The following is a 19,703-nucleotide window of genomic DNA, read 5'->3' as shown; positions in this document are numbered from 1 at the left end:
GAATCAGAAAATCACTTGCCAATCTCGATGGTTTTTGCTATAATATTTTTTGTGTTGCAGATATAGTTCATTGGTAGAACATCAGCTTCCCAAGCTGAGGAGGCGGGTTCGATTCCCGTTATCTGCTTCTTATGAAAAGCCTTGTAAATGTTGGAAAAACCAGTGTTTTACACAATGTCATTAACTTAAAAGCAGAAGATATTTATTCCGAAATGGATTAGATATCTCCTGCTTTTTTTGATATGCTTATATTGTAAAAAGAAGCCATGAACCTGCTCAAAAAAGGATGTGATTATACATGAAACATTCTCAGAAACGTACATTCATGGATATAGAAAAAATGAGTTCTGATGAATTTAAGGCATTTTGCCGATCAGGTAATAAAAATTATTTTACCAGAATTCGAAAAATGCCTCTTCAGGATCTTCTTTTCACGATGATAAACAGAAAGGGGCTGACGTTGGCATTGGAACTGAGAAATTATATGAAACTTGCTCATCCTGGTGTGTCTATTTCAAAACCAGGATATCTGAAACAGCGTATGAAACTTAATCCAGATGCTTTTTTAGAATTATATAAATATCATAACCGTAACTTTTATGCAGATTCCACCTTTTCAACTTATAAAGATCATTTAATATTAGCCGCTGACGGCTCAGATATTAATATTCCTACCACTGCTGAAACACTGAAACTATATGGTTCTGCAAGCCGGAAAAACGCAAAGCCCCAAGCTCAAATAGGATTAGGCTGTATTTATGATGTAATGAATCGTATGATACTGGAAAGTGACTGTAATAAGGTGAAATTTAATGAAATGCGCCTGGCCGAAAAACAGATGGAGCGAATACCGGAAACAATAGGCAGCATTCCCTATATTATTATCATGGACAGAGGCTATCCTTCTACGCCAGCGTTTATACATATGATGGATAAGGATATTAAATTTATCGTACGTTTAAAAAGCAGTGATTACAAAAAAGAGCAAAACAGTTTAACAGAAAAGGATCAGCTAGTTAAAATAAAACTTGATAAGTCAAGAATCAGACATTACGAGGGAACGCCAGATGGAGAACGTATGAAAGAATTAGGTGAAATTTCATTGCGTATGGTAAAAATCCTATTAGAAAACGGAAGTTTAGAAGTTTTGGCTACAAATCTTTCACAAACTGAATTTCATACAGAAGAAATAAAAGAATTATATCATATGAGGTGGGGGATAGAGACTGCGTATGAAACGCTAAAGAGTCGGTTGCAATTAGAGAATTTTACAGGAACAAAACCTATTCTGTTATTACAAGATATATACAGCACTATATATCTGAGCAATTTAGTTGAAGATATCATATTAGATGCAGAGCGTGAACTGGATCAGAAAGAAGCGAACAGAAAACATAAAATGATGATCAATCAGACTGTTAGTATTGGAATCTTAAAAAATGATCTGATTTATATACTTCTTGAAACGGATGGTCAAAAGAAAAATATGTTATTTCAGCAAATATATGAAGATATCAGTAAAAATCTTGTTCCCATTCGTCCTGATCGGCATTATACCAGAACGAAAGGGCAATTAGCAGGAAAATATTCGAATACCCATAAAAGAGCGTACTGAGCTAAAAAATACGAGTACAAAGAGAAGGGGATAAGTATGCCCATATACAAACAAAAAGCAGGAATCATAGTTTTATAAATGCTTACGATTTCTGCTCTTTGCTAAAGTTAATGACATTGTGAAATATCAAGCGTTTGGGAAGAAATACAAGACTTAAATGGAGATATGAAAAGATGATTAAAGTACTATTTATCTGCCACGGCAACATCTGCCGTTCCCCAATGGCAGAATACGTAATGAAAGATATGATAAAAAAAGCAAATCTGTCAGATCAGTTTTATATAGCATCTGCTGCCACTTCCACAGAAGAGATTGGAAATCCGGTTCATCAGGGTACCAGGGTTAAGCTTGCCCAGGCGGGAATTGCCTGTGAAGGACATCATGCAAGACAGATGACCAGGGCAGATTATGACAGGTATGATTATCTGATCGGAATGGATGAATGGAATATACGTAATATAAAGCGGATCACAGGTGGAAATCCAGAGAGAAAGATATTTAAGATGATGTCTTTTTCAGGAAGCAGCAGAGATGTAGCAGATCCATGGTATACAGGAGATTTTGAGGCTACCTGGAAGGATGTAACAGAAGGCTGTCAGGGACTTTTAGAATATATCCTGAAGTAAAAGGTAATGAAGATTTGATCAATGATACAGGAAAATTTAAGTAAGTACAAAGCTGCTGCCAGTTGGAAAATCAGAAGTTCCATGTCTGACAGCAGCTTTACTTTTAATAGATATTATATTTGTTTTGCCAGCACTTTCTTAAATTCAAATCGGAACAAGATACTTGTAAAGCAGATCGCCAGAAAGTCAGCAATAGGTTCTGCCATATAAACAGCAGAAGTCTGATCTGCTGTATAAATGTGGGGCATGATATAAATCAGTGGAAGCAGCAGGATGAATTTTCTGGCAACAGCAACCATGATAGAAGCTTTTGCATTACCGATAGAGGTAAATGTCATCTGACAGGCCATTTGGATGCCGAACAGCAGGATGGAAGCCATATAAATACGCAGGGCATGTGCAGTAAATGTTAAAAGAGCCTGGTCAGAGGTGAATATGGAAGCGAAGCCAGCAGGGAACAGCATAACTAAAAGCCACATCAGGGTCGAATAGGAAAGGTCGATCTTTAAAAGCAGTTTAAAGGAATCCTTCACCCGTTTTGTCTGTCCGGCTCCATAATTGTAACTGATGATCGGCTGGGCTCCCTGGCCAAGTCCCTGAAGCGGCAGAAGGGCAAACTGCATGGCACTTGTTAAAATGGTCATAGCACCAACAGCAAGGTCTCCGCCGTATTTTAACAGAGAAGAATTAAAACATACAGAAATAATACTTTCACTGGACTGCATGATAAAAGTGGAAAGTCCTAAAGCAAGGCTGGGAAGGATGATATCTTTCTTCAGCTTCATATTGCAGCGGTGGATCTTAAGATAAGATTTTTTACCCATAAGGAAGTGTAAGACCCATGTACAGGAGAGCGCCTGGGAGACGATCGTTGCAAGAGCAGCCCCCCGCACACCCATGTGGAGTGCAAAAATAAAGATCGGATCCAGGATGATATTGCTGGCAGCACCAACCAGAACAGAGAGCATACTGGTCTTGGCAAAGCCCTGAGCTGTAATAAACGCATTCATGCCAAGTGTCAGCTGTACAAAGATCGTTCCAAGGGAATAAATATTCATATAAGCAACAGCATAAGGAATGGTATTTTCACTGGCACCAAATGCCATAAGAAAGCTTTTGTTTCCTGTAAAAAGGATAAGAGTCAGCAGCAATGATACAACAATCTGGGTAGTAAAACAGTTTCCAAGGGTTTGTTCTGCAGATTCTTTATCACCTTTTCCCATAAAAATAGAAGCTCTGGGGGCACCGCCGTTGCCAACCAAGGCTGCAAAGGCAGATACGATCATGATCAGAGGCATACATACCCCTACGCCGGTGAGCGCCAAAGCGCCTGTTTCCGGTATATGCCCGATATAGATACGATCTACAATATTATACAACATGTTAATGACCTGGGCGGTAACGGTAGGGAGTGAAAGCTTTAATAAAAGCCTTCCTAAAGGTTCAGTTGCCAGAAAGCTATTGTCTTTCTTTTGCTGTAAATTCATTTTCGGTGTTCCTTTCTTTGATTGCATGTTTTGTATTTTTCATGATCTGTTCATTGATCTGCCCGTAAAATTTCAGGTCTTCTTCAGACAGACCGTTAAAAATCTGATGATAAAGCTGTTTTTGCATAGAAGAAATGGATTTTGTTATGTCATCCGCTTCTGAAAGCAGGGATAAGTGTATCTTTCGTCGATCCATTTCATCTACAGTACGTTTTAAGAATCCTTTTTGAATCAGATTTTCCACTGCCTGAGAAACATTTCCTTTGGAAAGCATACGGAGCTCTGTAATGTCGGCAGCAGTGTCTTTTTGGGGATTATTATATAGAAACGCAATGACTTTTCCTTCTGTTATGGTCAGCTGCCATTTTTCACAAATTTTTTTCAGCATTTGTTCCTGTAGTTTCATGGTCAATCGGATATGAGTAAGAAAATCAGTGATGCATATCATAAAATAGTCCCTCCTTAAAGTTTTAAACAAAACTGTTCTAAAAAGAACTATATAGAAGATTAAACCCTCAAAGTTAAAATGTCAATACATTTTTTGCCTTTGTTTCTTCCTGGCTTTCTATTTTAAAGAAGTTATGCTATAATGAACCCAGTGAAAAACAGGCAATTACCGATGGTATTTGTTTTTCAAATTCAGAAAAACGGGAGCAAAGCGATTATATGCAGACCCTGAACCAGGATATAAAAAATAATGATTTTAAGAGAGTATATCTTCTTTTCGGGGAAGAAGCCTTTCTGAAAAAAAGCTATAAAAACCGCCTTCGGGAAGCCATTACCCAGGGTGATACCATGAATTACAATTATTATGAAGGAAAAGGCATGAATGTTAACGAGATCATCAGCCTTTCTGATACAATGCCATTTTTTGCAGAAAAACGACTGATCCTTATGGAAGATAGTGGTTGGTTTAAAGGCGGGTCTGGTGCAGATGAAATGAGCGCTTATATAGAAAATATTCCAGATACTACCTGCCTGTTGTTTGTAGAAACAGAAGTAGATAAGCGCAGCCGCATGTATAAGGCCGTGAAAAAATATGGCCATATTGCAGAGATGGAACGTCAGGACAGTGCCCAGCTTGCCAGATGGGCGGCAGGCATACTGGCAAAGAACGGAAAAAAGATAACAACCCGGACTATGGAGTATTTTCTGGGAAAAACAGGAGATGACATGGAAAATATCACTTCTGAATTGGACAAGGTGATCAGTTATACATTAGGAAGGGATGTGATCACAGAAGAAGATATTGATGCAGTGTGCATTACTCAGGTGACTAATAAGATATTTGATATGATCGCGGCTATTGCAAACCGTCAGACCAGAAAGGCTATGGATCTTTATGAAGACCTTCTTACATTAAAAGAACCGTCTATGCGTATTTTGTTTCTGATCGCAAGACAGTTTAATCAGATCCTTCAGGTAAAGGAACTGATGGGAAGAGGAATGGATAAAAGTACTATTTCCTCTAAATTAAAGATTCAGCCTTTTGTAACAGGAAAAATAATGGTGCAGGCGAAAACATTTACAAAAGAGCAGATACTTTCTTATGTAAATTTATGTGTTGATGCTGAAGAAAGTGTGAAAACAGGAAAACTTTCTGACCGCCTGGCAGTGGAGCTGCTGATCGCTAATAAATATTAGTACATCATTTTCGAAATAACTATGCCACTCGCTTGTCTGAATATTAGGATCAGAATCCTGCGTGATAAAGCCGGTTATTTATAAAAGGGTGTATTAGAAAAAATAGTAAGGGAGAAAAATAGATGGCAGAAGAAAAGATAATACCGGGAGTAGCAACAGAAAAAGAAAGTGATGAAGTATTAGAAGAAATCCGCACACAGACAAAAGAAGTGTTAAATGAACTTCTGGCTGTTGCAAAAATGAAACCAGGTCAGATTCTGGTAGTAGGCTGTTCTTCCAGTGAGATCGGAAGTTATAAGATTGGCTCTCATTCCAGCGAAACTATTGGGCAGACTGTGTATAAGGCGTTGTATGAGGAGTTAAAACCTCTGGGGATTTATCTGGCAGCTCAGTGCTGCGAGCATTTAAACCGCTCTCTGATCCTGGAAAAAGAGGCAGCAGAAAAATACGGATATGAGCCTGTAAACGTAGTTCCCCAGTTAAAAGCCGGTGGTTCTTTCTCTACGGCAGCGTACCATACTTTGGAACATCCGGTGGCAGTGGAACACATTAAGGCTCATGCAGGCATTGATATTGGAGATACGCTGATCGGTATGCACATGAGAGATGTAGCAGTTCCAGTAAGAATCCAGACAAAAGCTATTGGCGGCGCGCATGTGGTATGCGCAAGGACCAGATTAAAATTCGTAGGTGGTATCAGGGCCCGTTACGATGAGGAACAGATGTAGGGGGAAATGCAATTTTGTAGTGTTCTGAATAAAGTAATAAAAAAGCTCTCCGGTGGGTTAATCCGGAGAGCTTTTGATTTTCTGTATCGATTGATCGAATTCTATAAATTAAGCGATAGAATTAACAGCCTTGGATACACGAGAAACTTTGCGGGCAGCATTGTTCTTGTGGTATACACCCTTGGTGCAAGCCTTATCGATCTCGGTAGTAGCAGCAACCAGTGCAGCCTGAGCAGCAGCCTTATCTCCAGCAGCTACAGCAGCCTCAACTTTCTTGATTGCGGTTTTAACCTTAGATCTGATCGCTTTGTTTCTTGCAGCCTTAGTTTCGTTTACTAAGATTCTCTTCTTTGCAGATTTAATGTTAGCCAATGAAATACACCTCCGTTCGGTATTATATAAAAATATTAATCGTTGTGTTTTCCATCAAAGCCTGGACACGGACAGTTCAATGTAAACATACTGTTATATTTTAGCGAATACACCTGAAAATGTCAAGCGGAAAATTAAATTTTTACGCCGCTTTTTTATTGTCAATATGCACAAAAAATAATGCATATTTCATTAAAAGTGCGCATATGAAACAAAAAGTGATTATGATATGATACAACTATAAGAAAGTTGCGTCGGGGAAAACTTGTGTAAGGACGAACTCTTCCAATGAGGGAGAGGTACGTCCTTTTTTGTTGCTCATTTTCTCTGAAACTAGAAAGGAGACTGATATGGAAAAAGAAAAAAATAGTGACGGGATTGGATATATGAAGCGTCTTAGACGGCCGATTGGCCAGATAGATGTAGTGCTGGATACAGATGCCTATAATGAAATCGATGATCTATACGCATTGGCATATATGATCCGGTCAAGTGATCGACTGAATGTAAAGGGAATCATGGCAGCTCCATTTTATAGTCCTGCAAGTATGGGGCGTACCAGACAGAACAGCAGTGCAAAAGAAGGAATGGAACAGAGTTATTTGGCAATCCAGGAACTGCTTTCTGTAATGGAAGAAACAGAGTTAAAGGATCATGTTTTTAAGGGAGCAGAAAGAAAATTGCCTGATGAGCAGACACCGGTGGACTGCCCTGCAGCCCGGGAGATCATACGTCTCGCAAGAGAACATACACCGGAAAATCCTCTCTATGTAGTAGGAATCGCAGTTTTGACTGATATTGCATCGGCCCTTCTTATAGCACCGGATATTATTGATAAGATAGTAGTCGTATGGTTGGGAGGTCATGGAAAAGAATGGCAGAGCTGCAAAGATTTTAATGCAGTTCAGGACATTGCTGCAGCCAGAGTGGTATTTGGCTGTGGTGTGGCAGTAGTCCAGCTTCCTTGCAACGGTGTTGTGTCAGAATTTCGCATTTCCAGAGTAGAACTGGAATATTACATGAGAGGAAAAAGTAAGCTTTCTGATTATTTGTTAGATGTATCTTTTGCATTTATGGAACAGAGAGAAAAGAAAAAAGACTGGTCCAAGCCTTTATGGGATGTAACAGCAGTGGCATGGTTGTTGGATGAGAAATTTATGGAAGACCGTTATGAGCACAGTCCGGTATTTGAATATGATAATTGTTATGGAGTAGATCTGCGACGTCATTTTATCAAATATGTATACCATATCAACAGGGATATTTTGTTTGAAGATATGTTTGCAAAACTGGCAAAGTAAAATGTGTGTTTCTGAAAAATAGGGAGAAGTTCCAAACACACATGTAAAATAAAAGGAGGAATATTATGTATAAGAAAGTTTGGTTGGGGTTATTAACAGCAGCAATGGTAGCAGGACTGACAGCATGTGGCAGCAAAGCAGCAGAAGAGACCACTGCAAAGGCAGCAGGAGACAGTGTTGATGGAGAAGTAACGATCCACCTGATGATGAGTAATTCACAGGAACTGGGCGTAAGCGCAGCAGTAGAGGCATTTAATAAGGCATACGAAGGCAAAATCAAGTGTGAAGCAGACTATGTTGCATTCAATGATGTATTTGAAACCCTGGAAGTTCTTATGAGTAATAAGTCCACCGAATATGATATTTTTGCAGCAGACGGTCCAAATGTTGCTGCTTATGTAAGCCGTGGCTACTTACAGCCATTAAACCAGTGGATCAGCGATGATGAGATAAAGATGTTTACAGATGCTATGATCACAGAAGGAACTTACAAAGACCAGTTCTACGGTGCACCAATGGGCAATTCATCCACCGTACTCTACTATAATAAGGCACTTTTGAAAGAAGCAGGCATCAATATTGATTTTGATTCTGTAACTCCGGATAACCGTCTTACATGGGAGCAGCTGATCGATTATTCCAAGCAGGCACTGGATGTATTAGATCCCGATCATTCCAAGGGAATTTACGGAATTGAGTTCCAACAAGTTGGCCGTGTATATCAGATGAACATTCTCCCTAACTCATTAGGAGGTGCGCAGATCAGCGAAGATGGTCTCAGTGTAGATGGTGTAATTGATACACAGCCTTGGATGGATGCCTTAAACTTCTATCAGACACAGGTAAATGATGGTATATTTACCAGAGGTATATCTGCAGATGACACCAGCAGTTACTTCCAGTCAGGAAAGATTTTATTCTACTTAGGAACTACTGCACTTCCAGCAGCATTTGAGAAGAATGGATTTGAAGACTGGGGATTTACCTATATTCCATGCTTTGAAGGTCATGAAGACGAAATTCGTTCTGCATGTGGAAGCTGGACCATTGGTATGAATACTTATTCAGTGAAACAGGAAGCTGCAGCGGAGTTTATTAAATATTTGACTTTATATGATGGTGCAGACGTTTATATTAATGCATCGGGTATGGTGCCTGCTCTGGACCGTCAGTTTACAGATGAATTAAAAAAAGCAAAACCATACATGGTAATGGCTGAATATGAAGTTAAGAACACTGCTCTGGTAAGAGCAATCACACCTGCATTCAACGAGTACTCTACTGCTATGAACGCACTGTGGGATAATGTAAGAAACGGTGCAGAGGTTGCTGGTGCTGTAGATGACTGTAAAGCTGAACTTGAAACTGCATTTAAGGAATACGAATAAATATGAACATGAAGAAAAATATAATATTGAAAGAAATGGTGCCGTATCTTATGCTGGCACCGGCACTGATTATTATTCTTATTTTTAAAATTTATCCCATTATATCTGTTATTCTGGAATCTTTTTTCCGAAATGGCAGTCCATCTTTGCGTACCTATGAGATTCTTTTTGGAGACAGAAATTTCTGGGGAGCTTTAGGTACAACGGTGAAAATGAATCTGGTCATGATCCCGCTTCAGATTGTGATCTCCCTGTGTCTGGCTCTTTTAGTAAACTCTACTATTAAGGGCATTGGTATTTTCAGGAGTATCTATTATTTGCCAGTTACCATGGCTATTTCCGTAGCTTCCATCAGCTGGAATCTGATGGCAAATTACAACAGCGGTGTATTTAATAGTATATCTACCTTTTTGGGACTTGGAAAACAGGGCTTTTTCACAGATGTGAAACAGGCGTTATGGTGTATTGTTATGATGGCTACATGGAAAGGCTGTGGATACTGGATGATGTACATTTTAGCAGGTTTAAAGGGTGTGGATACATCCATTTATGAATCTGCAAAGCTGGATGGAGCTGGATTTTTTACTATGCTGTTCCATATTACACTTCCGTTGATCAAAAGAACATTGCTTTTTGTATTTGTAGCAAATACTTCTGCAAATATGCTGTTATTTGCTCCAATGAAGCTGATTACAGAAGGGGGACCTCAGAACAGCACAAACGTGTTGATGTATGAAGTTTATAAATCAGCGTTCAGAAATGGCAATGCATCCAGAGCAGGTGCACTGACAACCATTCTGCTGCTGATCGTACTTGCTGTTGTTGTAATACAGTTCCGTTTATTAAATGAGAAGGAGGAATAAGGCCATGAAGGAGACAAAAACACCTTTGGAAAAAGCAGTTTTATATGTGGTTTTGACCGTCATTGCTTTCATTGCTATTTTTCCTCTGCTTTATATTATTTTAGCTTCATTTAGGACCAATAAAGAGATTTTTGAGTACGCACTTCCATTTACGTGGAAAACACTGATTCCTCAAAATTGGACCATGAACAACTATGTGGCTATTTTTTCAGAGATGGGCTATGGAACAGCTTTGAAAAATACACTGATTGTAGTTGCTATTTTGGTGCCTTTAAGCATGCTGATCTCAGCTCTGGGAGGTTTTACCTTTGCATTCTTTGATTTTAAAGGTAAAAACATTTTGTTTGCAATTTGCCTGATCTCATTTATGGTACCCGAAGATGCAGTAGCATTGCCACTTTATAATCTGGTCTCTTCCCTGGGAATGGTCAATTCTTATTCAGCTCTTATTTTTCCAGGAGCTGCCAGTGGACTTGCCATGTTCTTATTTACCCAGTTTTTTAAAGAGATTCCCAAAAGTCTTGTAGAAGCAGCGCGTATTGACGGAGCTTCCTGGATCCAGGTATTTTTCAGTGTAATCTTACCGCTTTCTGTTCCGGTAGCCATCACTGCCGGGCTGATGATTTTTGTAAATGAGTGGAATAACTTTTTCTGGCCGTTGCTTGCAACACGTACGGAAGCAGCAAGAACGATTCAGGTAGCTTTATCTTATTTTTCAGATGAGAACCAGGTATATTTCAGCTACATTTTTGCAGGTTCCGCAATTTCTGCTGTTGTACCTGTTCTGTTATTCCTTCCATTACAGAAGTATTTTGTACAGGGAATTACCAGCAGTGGTGTAAAGGGATAAAAATCAAAATTTACCAAAACACGATAAATACAAAAAATCCGCAGGTGTCATATGGCACAGGCGGATTTTTTATGCTGTACATATTTTGCAGATGTATGTTACAATGGTCGGGGAGAAAAAATAAACAATACCTACGATGAGGATGAAAAATAATGAAAACAACCTTACAGGATATTATAAAAAAGAACCCTATTATGGCGGCTCTCTGTAGAGAAGAAGATCTGGATGATCTTTGCCTTTCACGGGTAAAATTGGCATATATTTTCTGTGGAAACCTGAAAACGCTGCCATTTATTGTGGAGCGAGTGAGAAAAGCAGGAATTGAACCCTTTGTGTATATGGATTTTATAGATGGGCTGTCATCAAAGGACAGCGCAGTGGAATTTGTGAAATGTTATACAAGTGCAGCAGGAATCGTAACTACAAAATCCAATCAGGTAAGAAGAGCAAAGGCATTGGACTTGCTGGCAATCCAGCGTTTTTTTGTGTTTGATGCTATTTCACAGGCCAATATCCGCCATCAGATCAAGAGTTGTACAGCAGACGGTGTGGAGATTCTTCCAGGTGTCATATTAAGTGTTATAAGTGATCTTTCCAAAGAAAGTCGGATCCCTTTTATAACTGGTGGTTTTATTAATACGAAAAATGAGATCGAGGCTGCTATGGAAAGTGGAGCAGCAGGTATCACTACTTCTGTGCCTAATCTCTGGTTTTTATAATAAAACAGGCTATTCTGCTTAAACTAACCTTTATATTGATATTATGTTCTTTCGGAATCTTTCTGTACCTGATTTTGTGAGAAGATTTTTTGTCAGTTGTGCCCAAATTTCTGAGGCGTACGCGGTGCGTACGGTGATGAAATTCGGGTGCGACTGGCGGAAAATCGGCCACAAAGGCAGGTGTAGGAAAGACTCCGAGAGGACATTATTATTTAAGGAGGGCGAACAGAATGAAAACAGCCAGATTTGAAATACGCACAGATCTTGCCCTGGAAGAAAGAGAAGGATTAAAAGAGCAGGCAAAAGAAGTATCAGGTGTTTCTTTTCGAAAATGGAAGGGAAAGACGGAAGATGTGCAGATCACGGAAGTGAAGGTATTAAATGAGGCGGGAGCACAGATTTTAGGAAAGCCGGTAGGAAGTTATCTCACATTAGAAGCAGACAGACTGCTTCTGCCGGATGAGGATTTCCACAGTGAAGTTTCAGATGAGCTGGCAAACGTATTAAAAGAGCTGGCAGAGCATGCGCTGGGGAAAAAGGAAGGGGAAGAAAAGGTAGCTCCCTTTTTGCACGGCCAGCCGGTCATATTAGTTGCCGGTCTTGGAAACCAGAGCGTAACACCGGATTCCCTTGGTCCGCGCACTGTAAATAATCTTAGTGTTTCGCAAAATGAAACGGGATTAAAAGCTATTGCACCTGGTGTCATGGCACAAACAGGTATGGAAACGGCCCGGATATTATCAGGTCTCATCCGCGAAATAAAACCGGATCTGGTCATTGCCATCGATGCGCTGGCGGCAAGAAGCATCCGGCGTCTGGGAACTACCATACAGCTGACTGATACAGGGATACATCCTGGATCCGGAGTGGGAAATCACAGGCACAGCCTGACAAAGGAAACTCTGGGGATACCTGTGCTGGCTGTTGGCGTTCCTACAGTGGTGGGAGCAGCAGCCATTGTCCACGATACCATTTCTGCCCTGACCGGAGTGCTGGCATCAGAAGAAGCTACGAAAAATACAGGCAAATGGATCGAAAACATGAACCCGGAAGATCAGTACCGCATGATCCGGGAACTGCTGGAGCCAGAATTTGGAAGTCTTTATGTAACGCCTCCGGATATTGACCAGAGAGTGAAGCAGCTAAGCTTTACGATTTCGGAGGGGATACACAGAGCTGTAACAGTATTCAGATAACACGATATTTATGTCAGCCTGTGTTGGTGATTTTAGAAAATAAGATTTCAGAAACAGATAAAATGTACTCTCGGAGTCTTTCATGCACCTGCCTTTGCGGCCGATTTTCCGTCAGTCGCACCCGAATTTTAGAGGCGGACGCAACGCCAACGCCTCAAAAATCTGGGCACAACTGACAAAAAATCTTCTCGCAAAATCAAGTATAAAAAGATTCCGAGAGTACATTAAAATGAAAAGGAGCAGAAAATGAGTACACAAAAGACAAGAGTAGCCGGACATATGGCTGCTATTTTTACGATGCTGATATGGGGAACTACCTTTATATCTACCAAGGTACTGTTAGAAAGCCTGTCACCATTGGAAATACTGGTGCTGCGCTTTGTGGCCGGTTATATTTTCCTGTGGCTGATCCGCCCGGTGCCTCTTAAGCTGAAAAGCGTGAAAGAAGAACTGATCATGGTTGTTGCCGGTATTACCGGTATCGGCATTTACTATCTTCTGGAAAATATTGCCCTCACCATGACTCAGGCTTCCAATGTCAGTGTTATCGTATCTGTTGCACCGATTTTTACAGGGATCATGGCCCACTTTTTCTTAGACGGGGAGAAGATGAAGAAAAGCATTGTGGCAGGTTTTATCTGTGCCATGTTGGGAATCTGCCTGATCACTTTCCAGAAAGGTGAAAAATTAGAGTTGAACCCGGTAGGAGATTTTCTTGGTCTGGCAGCAGCAGCCATATGGGGCGTTTATTCTGTGTGTACCAGAAAGATTGGCGGTTTTGGCTATGATACCATTGTTACAACCAGAAGGACATTCTTTTATGGGATCCTTTTCATGCTGTTAGCTCTGCCGTTTATGGATTTCCATCTGCAGGTCCCGGCACTCCTTCAGCCGGTAAATCTTGCAAATGTAATATACCTGGGAATCGGTGCATCTGCTATATGCTTTGTTACCTGGAACTATGCAGTAAAATCTCTGGGTGCAACCAAAGCCAGCGTTTACATTTACGGTATTCCTGTGGTGACTATTTTAATGTCCATTCCGCTGCTTCATGAAGTTATTACTCTTCAGGCTATGGCAGGAACAGTGCTTACTCTTGCGGGACTTCTGATTTCTGAATGGCCATTTTCTGCTAATAAAAAGTAAAAAAATAATGCTTTCCTGCGTAAACTGTAAGTAGAGTGTGTGTCTTAAGGCAGGAAAATATGAGAATAAAACCTAAAATTGTAAAAAAATGGAAGATCCTGCAAAAGACAGCCCCATTTCTTATAATAGGAATGGCAGTTATCACAGCAGGATCTTTTTTTTGCGGCAGATATTTTTATACAGATATAGAAAGAGAAAAAAAACAGCTGGCGGCTGCTTTTTGGAATGCAGGGGAAGAGATTCTCTGGAAGCAGATATTTCCACTGGAAGTCAGGAAAAACAATGAAGACGGGTATGAGGGGACAGACAACCTGAAAAAGCAGAATACCGGATCTGACCCGGCTTATGAAAAATACCGTCAGACCAGTGAATTTTACCGTACCCATGGATATCTGGCGTGGATCGGAAAAGATGAGGCGGATTTTGATATGGATGAAGCAGGGGGCGTGAGCAGTCTGACAGCAGGAACAGGAGAAAATGTGTCCTCCAATGAGGAAAATGGACCGGACGGAAACACTGCCGCAAATCTCCGTATTGCCACATATCCGCTGCAGAAACTTATGGATTATGACTTCCTCATGAAACATTTCTATAATGTACATACATCCACCACAGCAGACCGCCAATTAATGAATGCTGAAAATCTTCTCTCAAAGGATATAACATTGCAAAAAGAAGAAACTCCAGATCCACAAACACCTCAGATCCTTATTTACCACACCCATTCCCAGGAAAGCTATAAAAACAGTGGGTCTGATGAAACTGTGACTGCGGTCGGTGGGTATCTGGCAAAGCTTCTTACAGAAAAAGGCTGGAGTGTTTACCATGATAAAGGCGTTTATGATCTGCAAAAGGGTAAAATGGATCGGAGCAAAGCCTATAATTATGCCTTGGAAGGACTTAACCAGATCCTGGCAAAATACCCGTCCATCCAGGTAATATTAGATATCCACAGGGACGGAGTGGGAGAAAATGTTTATTTAAAAACGGATATAAATGGAAAGGCCACTGCCAGGATCATGTTTTTTAATGGTTTAAGCCAGACTCCGGAAGGTCCCATTTCCTATCTTCCCAATCCCTACAGGGAAGAAAATCTGGCGTTCAGCTTGAAAATGCAGTTAAAAGCAGAAGAATATTATCCGGGGTTTACAAGAAAAATATATTTAAAAGGTCTGCGTTACAACGAACATCTGCGTCCAAGGTCCGCCCTTATTGAAGTAGGCGCCCAGACAAATACCTTTGAAGAAGCAAAAAATGCCATGGAGCCTCTGGCAGAACTTTTGGATATGGTGTTGCAAGGAAATTGAAAACATAGTAAAATGGATACGATATTCTAAAAGACAGTATTATCAAAGGGGTCAAAATACCTTTTGACCCCCAAATCCAAGAAAGAATATATTATTTAAAATATTATTAAAGAACAGAAAGAAAAATATGGAGAAAGAGGATAAAGAATGGCAGCAATTGACCAGAGTAAAATACGTAATTTTTGTATTATTGCCCATATAGACCACGGTAAATCCACACTGGCAGACCGAATCATTGAAAAAACCGGACTTCTTACCAGCCGTGAGATGCAGGAACAGGTTCTCGACAATATGGACCTGGAACGTGAGCGCGGCATTACCATTAAATCCCAGGCTGTACGTACTGTATACAAAGCAAAAGACGGAAACGAATATATTTTTAACCTGATCGATACACCGGGACATGTGGATTTTAACTATGAGGTATCCCGAAGCCTGGCAGCCTGCGATGGCGCTGTGCTGGTAGTAGATGCTTCCCAGGGAATCGAGGCCCAGACTCTGGCCAATGTATATCTGGCGCTGGATCATGACCTGGATGTATTCCCGGTCATTAACAAGATCGATCTTCCAAGTGCAGATCCGGACCGTGTGGCAGCAGAGATTGAAGATGTGATCGGCCTGGAAGCCCATGATGCACCAAAGATCTCCGCAAAAACGGGACTGAATGTAGAAGAAGTCTTAGAAGCTATCGTTCGTAAGATCCCGGCTCCTACTGGAGATCCAAATGCACCATTAAAGGCACTGATCTTTGATTCTGTTTACGATTCCTATAAGGGTGTTATCATTTTCTGCCGTGTTATGGAAGGAACAGTGAAAAAAGGTACGCCGATCCGTATGATGGCAACAGGGGCAGAGGAAGAAGTAGTAGAAGTGGGTTATTTTGGAGCAGGACAGTTTTTCCCCTGTGATGAACTGGCTGCCGGAATGGTTGGCTATATTACAGCCAGCATTAAAAATGTCCGTGATACCCGTGTAGGTGATACTGTAACAGACAGCAGCAACCCATGTGACGAACCACTGCCAGGCTATAAAAAAGTCACACCAATGGTTTACTGTGGACTTTATCCGGCAGATGGTGCCAAGTACAATGATCTTCGTGATGCATTGGAGAAGCTTCAGTTAAATGACGCTTCATTGTTCTATGAGCCGGAGACTTCTGTAGCATTAGGCTTTGGTTTCCGTTGTGGATTCTTAGGACTGCTGCACTTAGAGATCATCCAGGAACGTCTGGAACGTGAATACAATCTGGATCTTGTTACAACAGCACCAGGTGTTGTATACCGCGTACACAAGACCACAGGTGAGATGATCGAGCTGACTAATCCATCCAACCTTCCGGATCCAACTGAGATCGAATACATGGAAGAGCCGATCGTCAGTGCTGAGATTATGGTAACTACAGAATATGTAGGAGCTATCATGACTCTCTGCCAGGAACGAAGAGGCGTATATCTTGGAATGGAATATATTGAGACCACCAGAGCCTTATTAAAATATGAACTTCCGTTAAATGAGATTATTTACGATTTCTTTGATGCCTTAAAATCACGTTCCAGAGGTTACGCTTCCTTTGATTATGAGTTAAAGGGTTATGAGCGTTCTGAATTGGTGAAGCTGGATATTTTGGTAAATAGAGAAGAAGTGGATGCCCTTTCCTTTATTGTACATGCAGCATCTGCTTATGAAAAAGGCAGAAGAATGTGTGAAAAGTTAAAAGATGAAATTCCAAGGCATTTATTTGAAGTACCGATCCAGGCTGCTATTGGTGGCAAGATTATTGCCAGAGAAACTGTAAAGGCAGTGCGCAAGGATGTACTTGCCAAATGCTATGGCGGTGATATTTCACGTAAGAGAAAGCTGTTAGAGAAGCAGAAGGAAGGAAAAAAGCGTATGCGTCAGATCGGCAATGTGGAGATTCCGCAGAAGGCCTTTATGAGCGTGCTGAAGCTGGATGACGAATAGAGCGTAACAATTCAGCCATGCGCTGGTTTGAACAAGAAAGAGTGTTGCAAGCTTGCTTGCATAAGCTCTTTCTTGTTCAAATCGGCATATCGTGAACCAACGATGCCTCTTGTTTTCGTATATATGGAAACAAGAAGAGAAGCATGGCTGGATCAGCAGAGAAACAAGATGATGACTAACATGAAGAAAAAGCCCATTGAACTATATATCCATATCCCATTTTGTGTGAAGAAATGTGATTACTGTGATTTTCTCTCTTTTCGAGCCCTTTCATCGGTCCATGAGGCCTATGTAGAGCAGTTGATAAAAGAGATCAAGGCCCAGAGCTGTTACTGCCTGGATTGTCAGGTTGAAACTGTATTTATAGGTGGAGGGACCCCTTCTTTACTGGAGCCTTCCTGTATCCGCCGTATTGTGGAAACAGTATTTGAATGTTTTCAGGTAGAAGAAAATGCAGAGATCACCATTGAAGCAAATCCGGGAACTCTTGTAGGAAAGAAACTTCCTGTTTATAAGAAATGCGGTATCAACCGGGTAAGCTTCGGTCTGCAGTCTGCGGACAATGAGGAACTTAAAAACCTGGGAAGGATCCATTCCTTTGAGGAATTTTTAAAAAGCTTTCAAAGTGCAAGAATGGCGGGCTTTACAAACATTAGTATTGACCTGATGAGCGGGATACCGGGACAGACTTTGGAATCCTGGAAAAATACATTAAAAAAAGTCACTATGTTAAAGCCGGAACATATTTCCGCCTACAGTCTGATCATTGAAGAGGGAACTCCTTTTTGGAACCGTTTCGGGGAGAAAAACTGCAGCTGCGGATATACAGGTCCGGCTCTTCCAGATGAGGATACAGAAAATAAAATCTACCGTTTTACACGGAAATTTCTTCAGGAACAGGGCTTTGAGCGCTATGAGATATCTAACTATGCAAAACCGGGAAAAGCCTGCCGCCATAATATTGGTTACTGGACAGAGGTTGCCTATTTAGGCATTGGTCTTGGCGCATCTTCCTATATGGAAGGCTGCCGCTTTACCAATGAAAGAGACTTGGATAAGTATCTGGCTTTAGATTTTGGCAGCGAAGTACCGGAAGAGAGGGAAGCTGCCCTTAAAAAGCTTTGGGGACCTATTGAAGAGCTGACCCAGGCCCAACGCATGGAAGAATTCATGTTTTTAGGACTTCGAATGTTAAGAGGTGTATCCGATGTGGATTTTATCAGGCTTTTTGGCGTGAAAATGGAAACAGTTTACGGGGATGTGATCGCCAGGCTGATCTCCAATGGCCTGTTGAAAAAAGAAGGAAGCAGCCTTGCTCTTACAGAATGGGGCATGGATGTGAGCAATTTTGTATTAAGTGAGTTCTTGTTAGGCTGATCAGAACAGGAACATGTGTGTAAAACATAAACAAAGACCCTTGGGCGGAAAATGGGATTGATATGACCGGATCTCTGCCTGGGGGTCTTTTACTTATTAAACGAAAAATTCTAATATAAACACAACTGCACAGGCTACAATAGAAACCTGGAAAAGACTTTTTCCTTTATATGCCAGGATCAATGCTGCGATCAGCGCTGCAGCTCCTGAAACAGGGGAAGCAGTAGCGTATACAATAGCAGGAAATGTCATTACAGACAGTGTAACATAAGGTACATAGTATAAAAAAGACCGGATAAAAGGATTTTTTATCTCCTGTTTAATCAGTGTCAGTGGAAGCACCCGGATCAGGTACGTCACAATGGCCATGACCGCTATGTAAAGATATACAGGATAATTCATTTATTCTTCCTCCTTTACAGGGAACAGATAAGCGGCAGCACCTGCCACGATAAATGTAAGAATGATGATCTTAAAGCCGGAGGAAATATCCTTTAAAACCGGGATCAAAGTAAAGAGAAAGCTTAGTGCCATGGAAATAAGGATAACCATGTGCAGTACTTTCTTTTCTCTTGCCGGCGGGATGATCACTGCTAAAAACATTCCATAAAGAGCTACATTTAATGCACTTAACAGCCTTGCAGGAAGAAGGCTTCCGGAAACAGCACCAAGGAGTGTTCCAATGGTCCAGCCAGGAACTGCCACAGCCATAAGACCGTAGCTGAAATAAGGGCTAAGAATCCCGCTTTTGCATACAGATACACCAAAAATTTCGTCTGTTATACCATAAGACATAAGAAGACGGTGAAAAAATGGCATGTGACTGTCTAATTTCTGTGAAAGAGAGCAGGACATAAGACAGTAGCGCAGGTTGATGATCAGCTGGGCCAGAGCCATTTCTAATAAAGAAGAACCTGCGGTGATGATGCCAAGGCCTGCAAACTGTCCGGCACTGGTCAGGTTGGTAAGAGACAGGACTACGGCCTCTAAGGTAGTAAGTCCGGCGCCTTTAGCCATGATGCCGAAAGTAAAGGAAACTGCCAGATATCCCAGTCCAATAGGAATCCCGTCTTTTAATCCCCTTTTGAATTGTAAAATATGTTCATTCATGTAAAACCTCAC

Annotated in this window: 19 protein-coding genes and 1 tRNA gene; 15 read left to right on the top strand and 5 right to left on the bottom strand. The window is 41.0% G+C overall.

What is annotated here, in order from left to right; genetic code table 11:
- Window positions 1-56 precede the first annotated feature (56 nt).
- From OGM16_18315 to OGM16_18305, 3 genes are all read left to right on the top strand, one after another.
- A tRNA-Gly gene (locus tag OGM16_18315) sits at window positions 57-127 on the top strand.
- A gap of 171 nt (window positions 128-298) precedes the next feature.
- Window positions 299-1,615 carry an IS4 family transposase gene (locus OGM16_18310; GenBank protein UYJ46686.1) on the top strand — a complete coding sequence of 439 codons (1,317 nt, stop codon included), beginning with the start codon at window positions 299-301 and terminating at the stop codon, window positions 1,613-1,615.
- Window positions 1,616-1,788: 173 nt separating this feature from the next.
- The gene (locus OGM16_18305; GenBank protein UYJ46685.1) at window positions 1,789-2,241 is read left to right on the top strand and encodes a low molecular weight phosphotyrosine protein phosphatase; all 453 of its coding nucleotides are present in this window, start codon (window positions 1,789-1,791) and stop codon (window positions 2,239-2,241) included.
- Window positions 2,242-2,354: 113 nt separating this feature from the next.
- On the opposite strand, the gene OGM16_18300 is transcribed toward OGM16_18305, so the two are convergent.
- Window positions 2,355-3,728, bottom strand: coding sequence for an MATE family efflux transporter (locus tag OGM16_18300; GenBank protein UYJ46684.1), 1,374 nt, complete (start codon window positions 3,726-3,728; stop codon window positions 2,355-2,357).
- Complete coding sequence (locus OGM16_18295; protein ID UYJ46683.1) at window positions 3,700-4,176, bottom strand: MarR family transcriptional regulator; 477 nt, start codon at window positions 4,174-4,176, stop codon at window positions 3,700-3,702. The genes OGM16_18300 and OGM16_18295 overlap by 29 nt, the downstream gene beginning before the upstream one ends.
- Window positions 4,177-4,394: 218 nt before the next feature.
- Here OGM16_18295 and holA point away from each other — a divergent pair, with 218 nt between their 5' ends.
- The gene (gene holA, locus OGM16_18290; protein ID UYJ46682.1) at window positions 4,395-5,372 is read left to right on the top strand and encodes a DNA polymerase III subunit delta; all 978 of its coding nucleotides are present in this window, start codon (window positions 4,395-4,397) and stop codon (window positions 5,370-5,372) included.
- A 122-nt stretch (window positions 5,373-5,494) separates the two neighbouring features.
- Complete coding sequence (locus OGM16_18285) at window positions 5,495-6,100, top strand: TIGR01440 family protein (protein ID UYJ46681.1); 606 nt, start codon at window positions 5,495-5,497, stop codon at window positions 6,098-6,100.
- A 108-nt stretch (window positions 6,101-6,208) separates the two neighbouring features.
- Here the strand turns inward: OGM16_18285 and rpsT are convergent, their stop codons facing one another.
- Window positions 6,209-6,472 (bottom strand): 30S ribosomal protein S20, encoded by a 264-nt coding sequence (gene rpsT / locus OGM16_18280; protein ID UYJ46680.1) that lies wholly within the window; start codon window positions 6,470-6,472, stop codon window positions 6,209-6,211.
- A gap of 350 nt (window positions 6,473-6,822) precedes the next feature.
- Between rpsT and OGM16_18275 the strand changes: the two genes are divergently transcribed.
- The 10 genes from OGM16_18275 to hemW all read left to right on the top strand — a co-directional run bounded on the left by OGM16_18275 (window position 6,823) and on the right by hemW (window position 18,581).
- Entirely contained in the window at window positions 6,823-7,773 is a 951-nt protein-coding gene (locus OGM16_18275) for a nucleoside hydrolase (GenBank protein UYJ46679.1), read from the top strand.
- Between the two features lie 65 nt (window positions 7,774-7,838).
- Window positions 7,839-9,161 carry an extracellular solute-binding protein gene (locus tag OGM16_18270; protein UYJ46678.1) on the top strand — a complete coding sequence of 441 codons (1,323 nt, stop codon included), beginning with the start codon at window positions 7,839-7,841 and terminating at the stop codon, window positions 9,159-9,161.
- Between the two features lie 2 nt (window positions 9,162-9,163).
- Window positions 9,164-10,024, top strand: a complete 861-nt coding sequence (locus tag OGM16_18265) for a sugar ABC transporter permease (GenBank protein UYJ46677.1) — start codon at window positions 9,164-9,166, stop codon at window positions 10,022-10,024.
- A gap of 4 nt (window positions 10,025-10,028) precedes the next feature.
- Window positions 10,029-10,874 carry a carbohydrate ABC transporter permease gene (locus OGM16_18260; protein UYJ46676.1) on the top strand — a complete coding sequence of 282 codons (846 nt, stop codon included), beginning with the start codon at window positions 10,029-10,031 and terminating at the stop codon, window positions 10,872-10,874.
- A gap of 152 nt (window positions 10,875-11,026) precedes the next feature.
- A complete protein-coding gene (locus OGM16_18255) occupies window positions 11,027-11,593 on the top strand; it encodes a glycerol-3-phosphate responsive antiterminator (GenBank protein ID UYJ46675.1) in 567 nt (188 codons plus the stop codon).
- A gap of 230 nt (window positions 11,594-11,823) precedes the next feature.
- Window positions 11,824-12,789: a GPR endopeptidase gene (gene gpr / locus OGM16_18250; protein UYJ46674.1), complete on the top strand. Its 966-nt coding sequence runs from the start codon at window positions 11,824-11,826 to the stop codon at window positions 12,787-12,789.
- A gap of 246 nt (window positions 12,790-13,035) precedes the next feature.
- Window positions 13,036-13,935, top strand: coding sequence for a DMT family transporter (locus OGM16_18245; protein UYJ46673.1), 900 nt, complete (start codon window positions 13,036-13,038; stop codon window positions 13,933-13,935).
- Between the two features lie 59 nt (window positions 13,936-13,994).
- Window positions 13,995-15,242, top strand: coding sequence for a stage II sporulation protein P (locus OGM16_18240; protein UYJ46672.1), 1,248 nt, complete (start codon window positions 13,995-13,997; stop codon window positions 15,240-15,242).
- Window positions 15,243-15,389: 147 nt separating this feature from the next.
- Window positions 15,390-17,204, top strand: coding sequence for a translation elongation factor 4 (gene lepA, locus OGM16_18235; protein UYJ46671.1), 1,815 nt, complete (start codon window positions 15,390-15,392; stop codon window positions 17,202-17,204).
- A gap of 171 nt (window positions 17,205-17,375) precedes the next feature.
- Window positions 17,376-18,581: a radical SAM family heme chaperone HemW gene (gene hemW, locus OGM16_18230; GenBank protein UYJ48515.1), complete on the top strand. Its 1,206-nt coding sequence runs from the start codon at window positions 17,376-17,378 to the stop codon at window positions 18,579-18,581.
- Window positions 18,582-18,677: 96 nt separating this feature from the next.
- On the opposite strand, the gene OGM16_18225 is transcribed toward hemW, so the two are convergent.
- Both OGM16_18225 and OGM16_18220 read right to left on the bottom strand, forming a co-directional pair.
- Window positions 18,678-18,983: an AzlD domain-containing protein gene (locus tag OGM16_18225; protein UYJ46670.1), complete on the bottom strand. Its 306-nt coding sequence runs from the start codon at window positions 18,981-18,983 to the stop codon at window positions 18,678-18,680.
- Entirely contained in the window at window positions 18,984-19,691 is a 708-nt protein-coding gene (locus OGM16_18220; GenBank protein ID UYJ46669.1) for an AzlC family ABC transporter permease, read from the bottom strand. It lies immediately after the preceding gene.
- Window positions 19,692-19,703 lie beyond the last annotated feature (12 nt).

It is taken from the genome of Lachnospiraceae bacterium (assembly GCA_025758065.1).
GTDB lineage: Bacteria > Bacillota > Clostridia > Lachnospirales > Lachnospiraceae > Enterocloster.
Note: the sequence above shows the minus strand (reverse complement) of the source record. Positions and strands in the feature narration are given on the sequence as shown.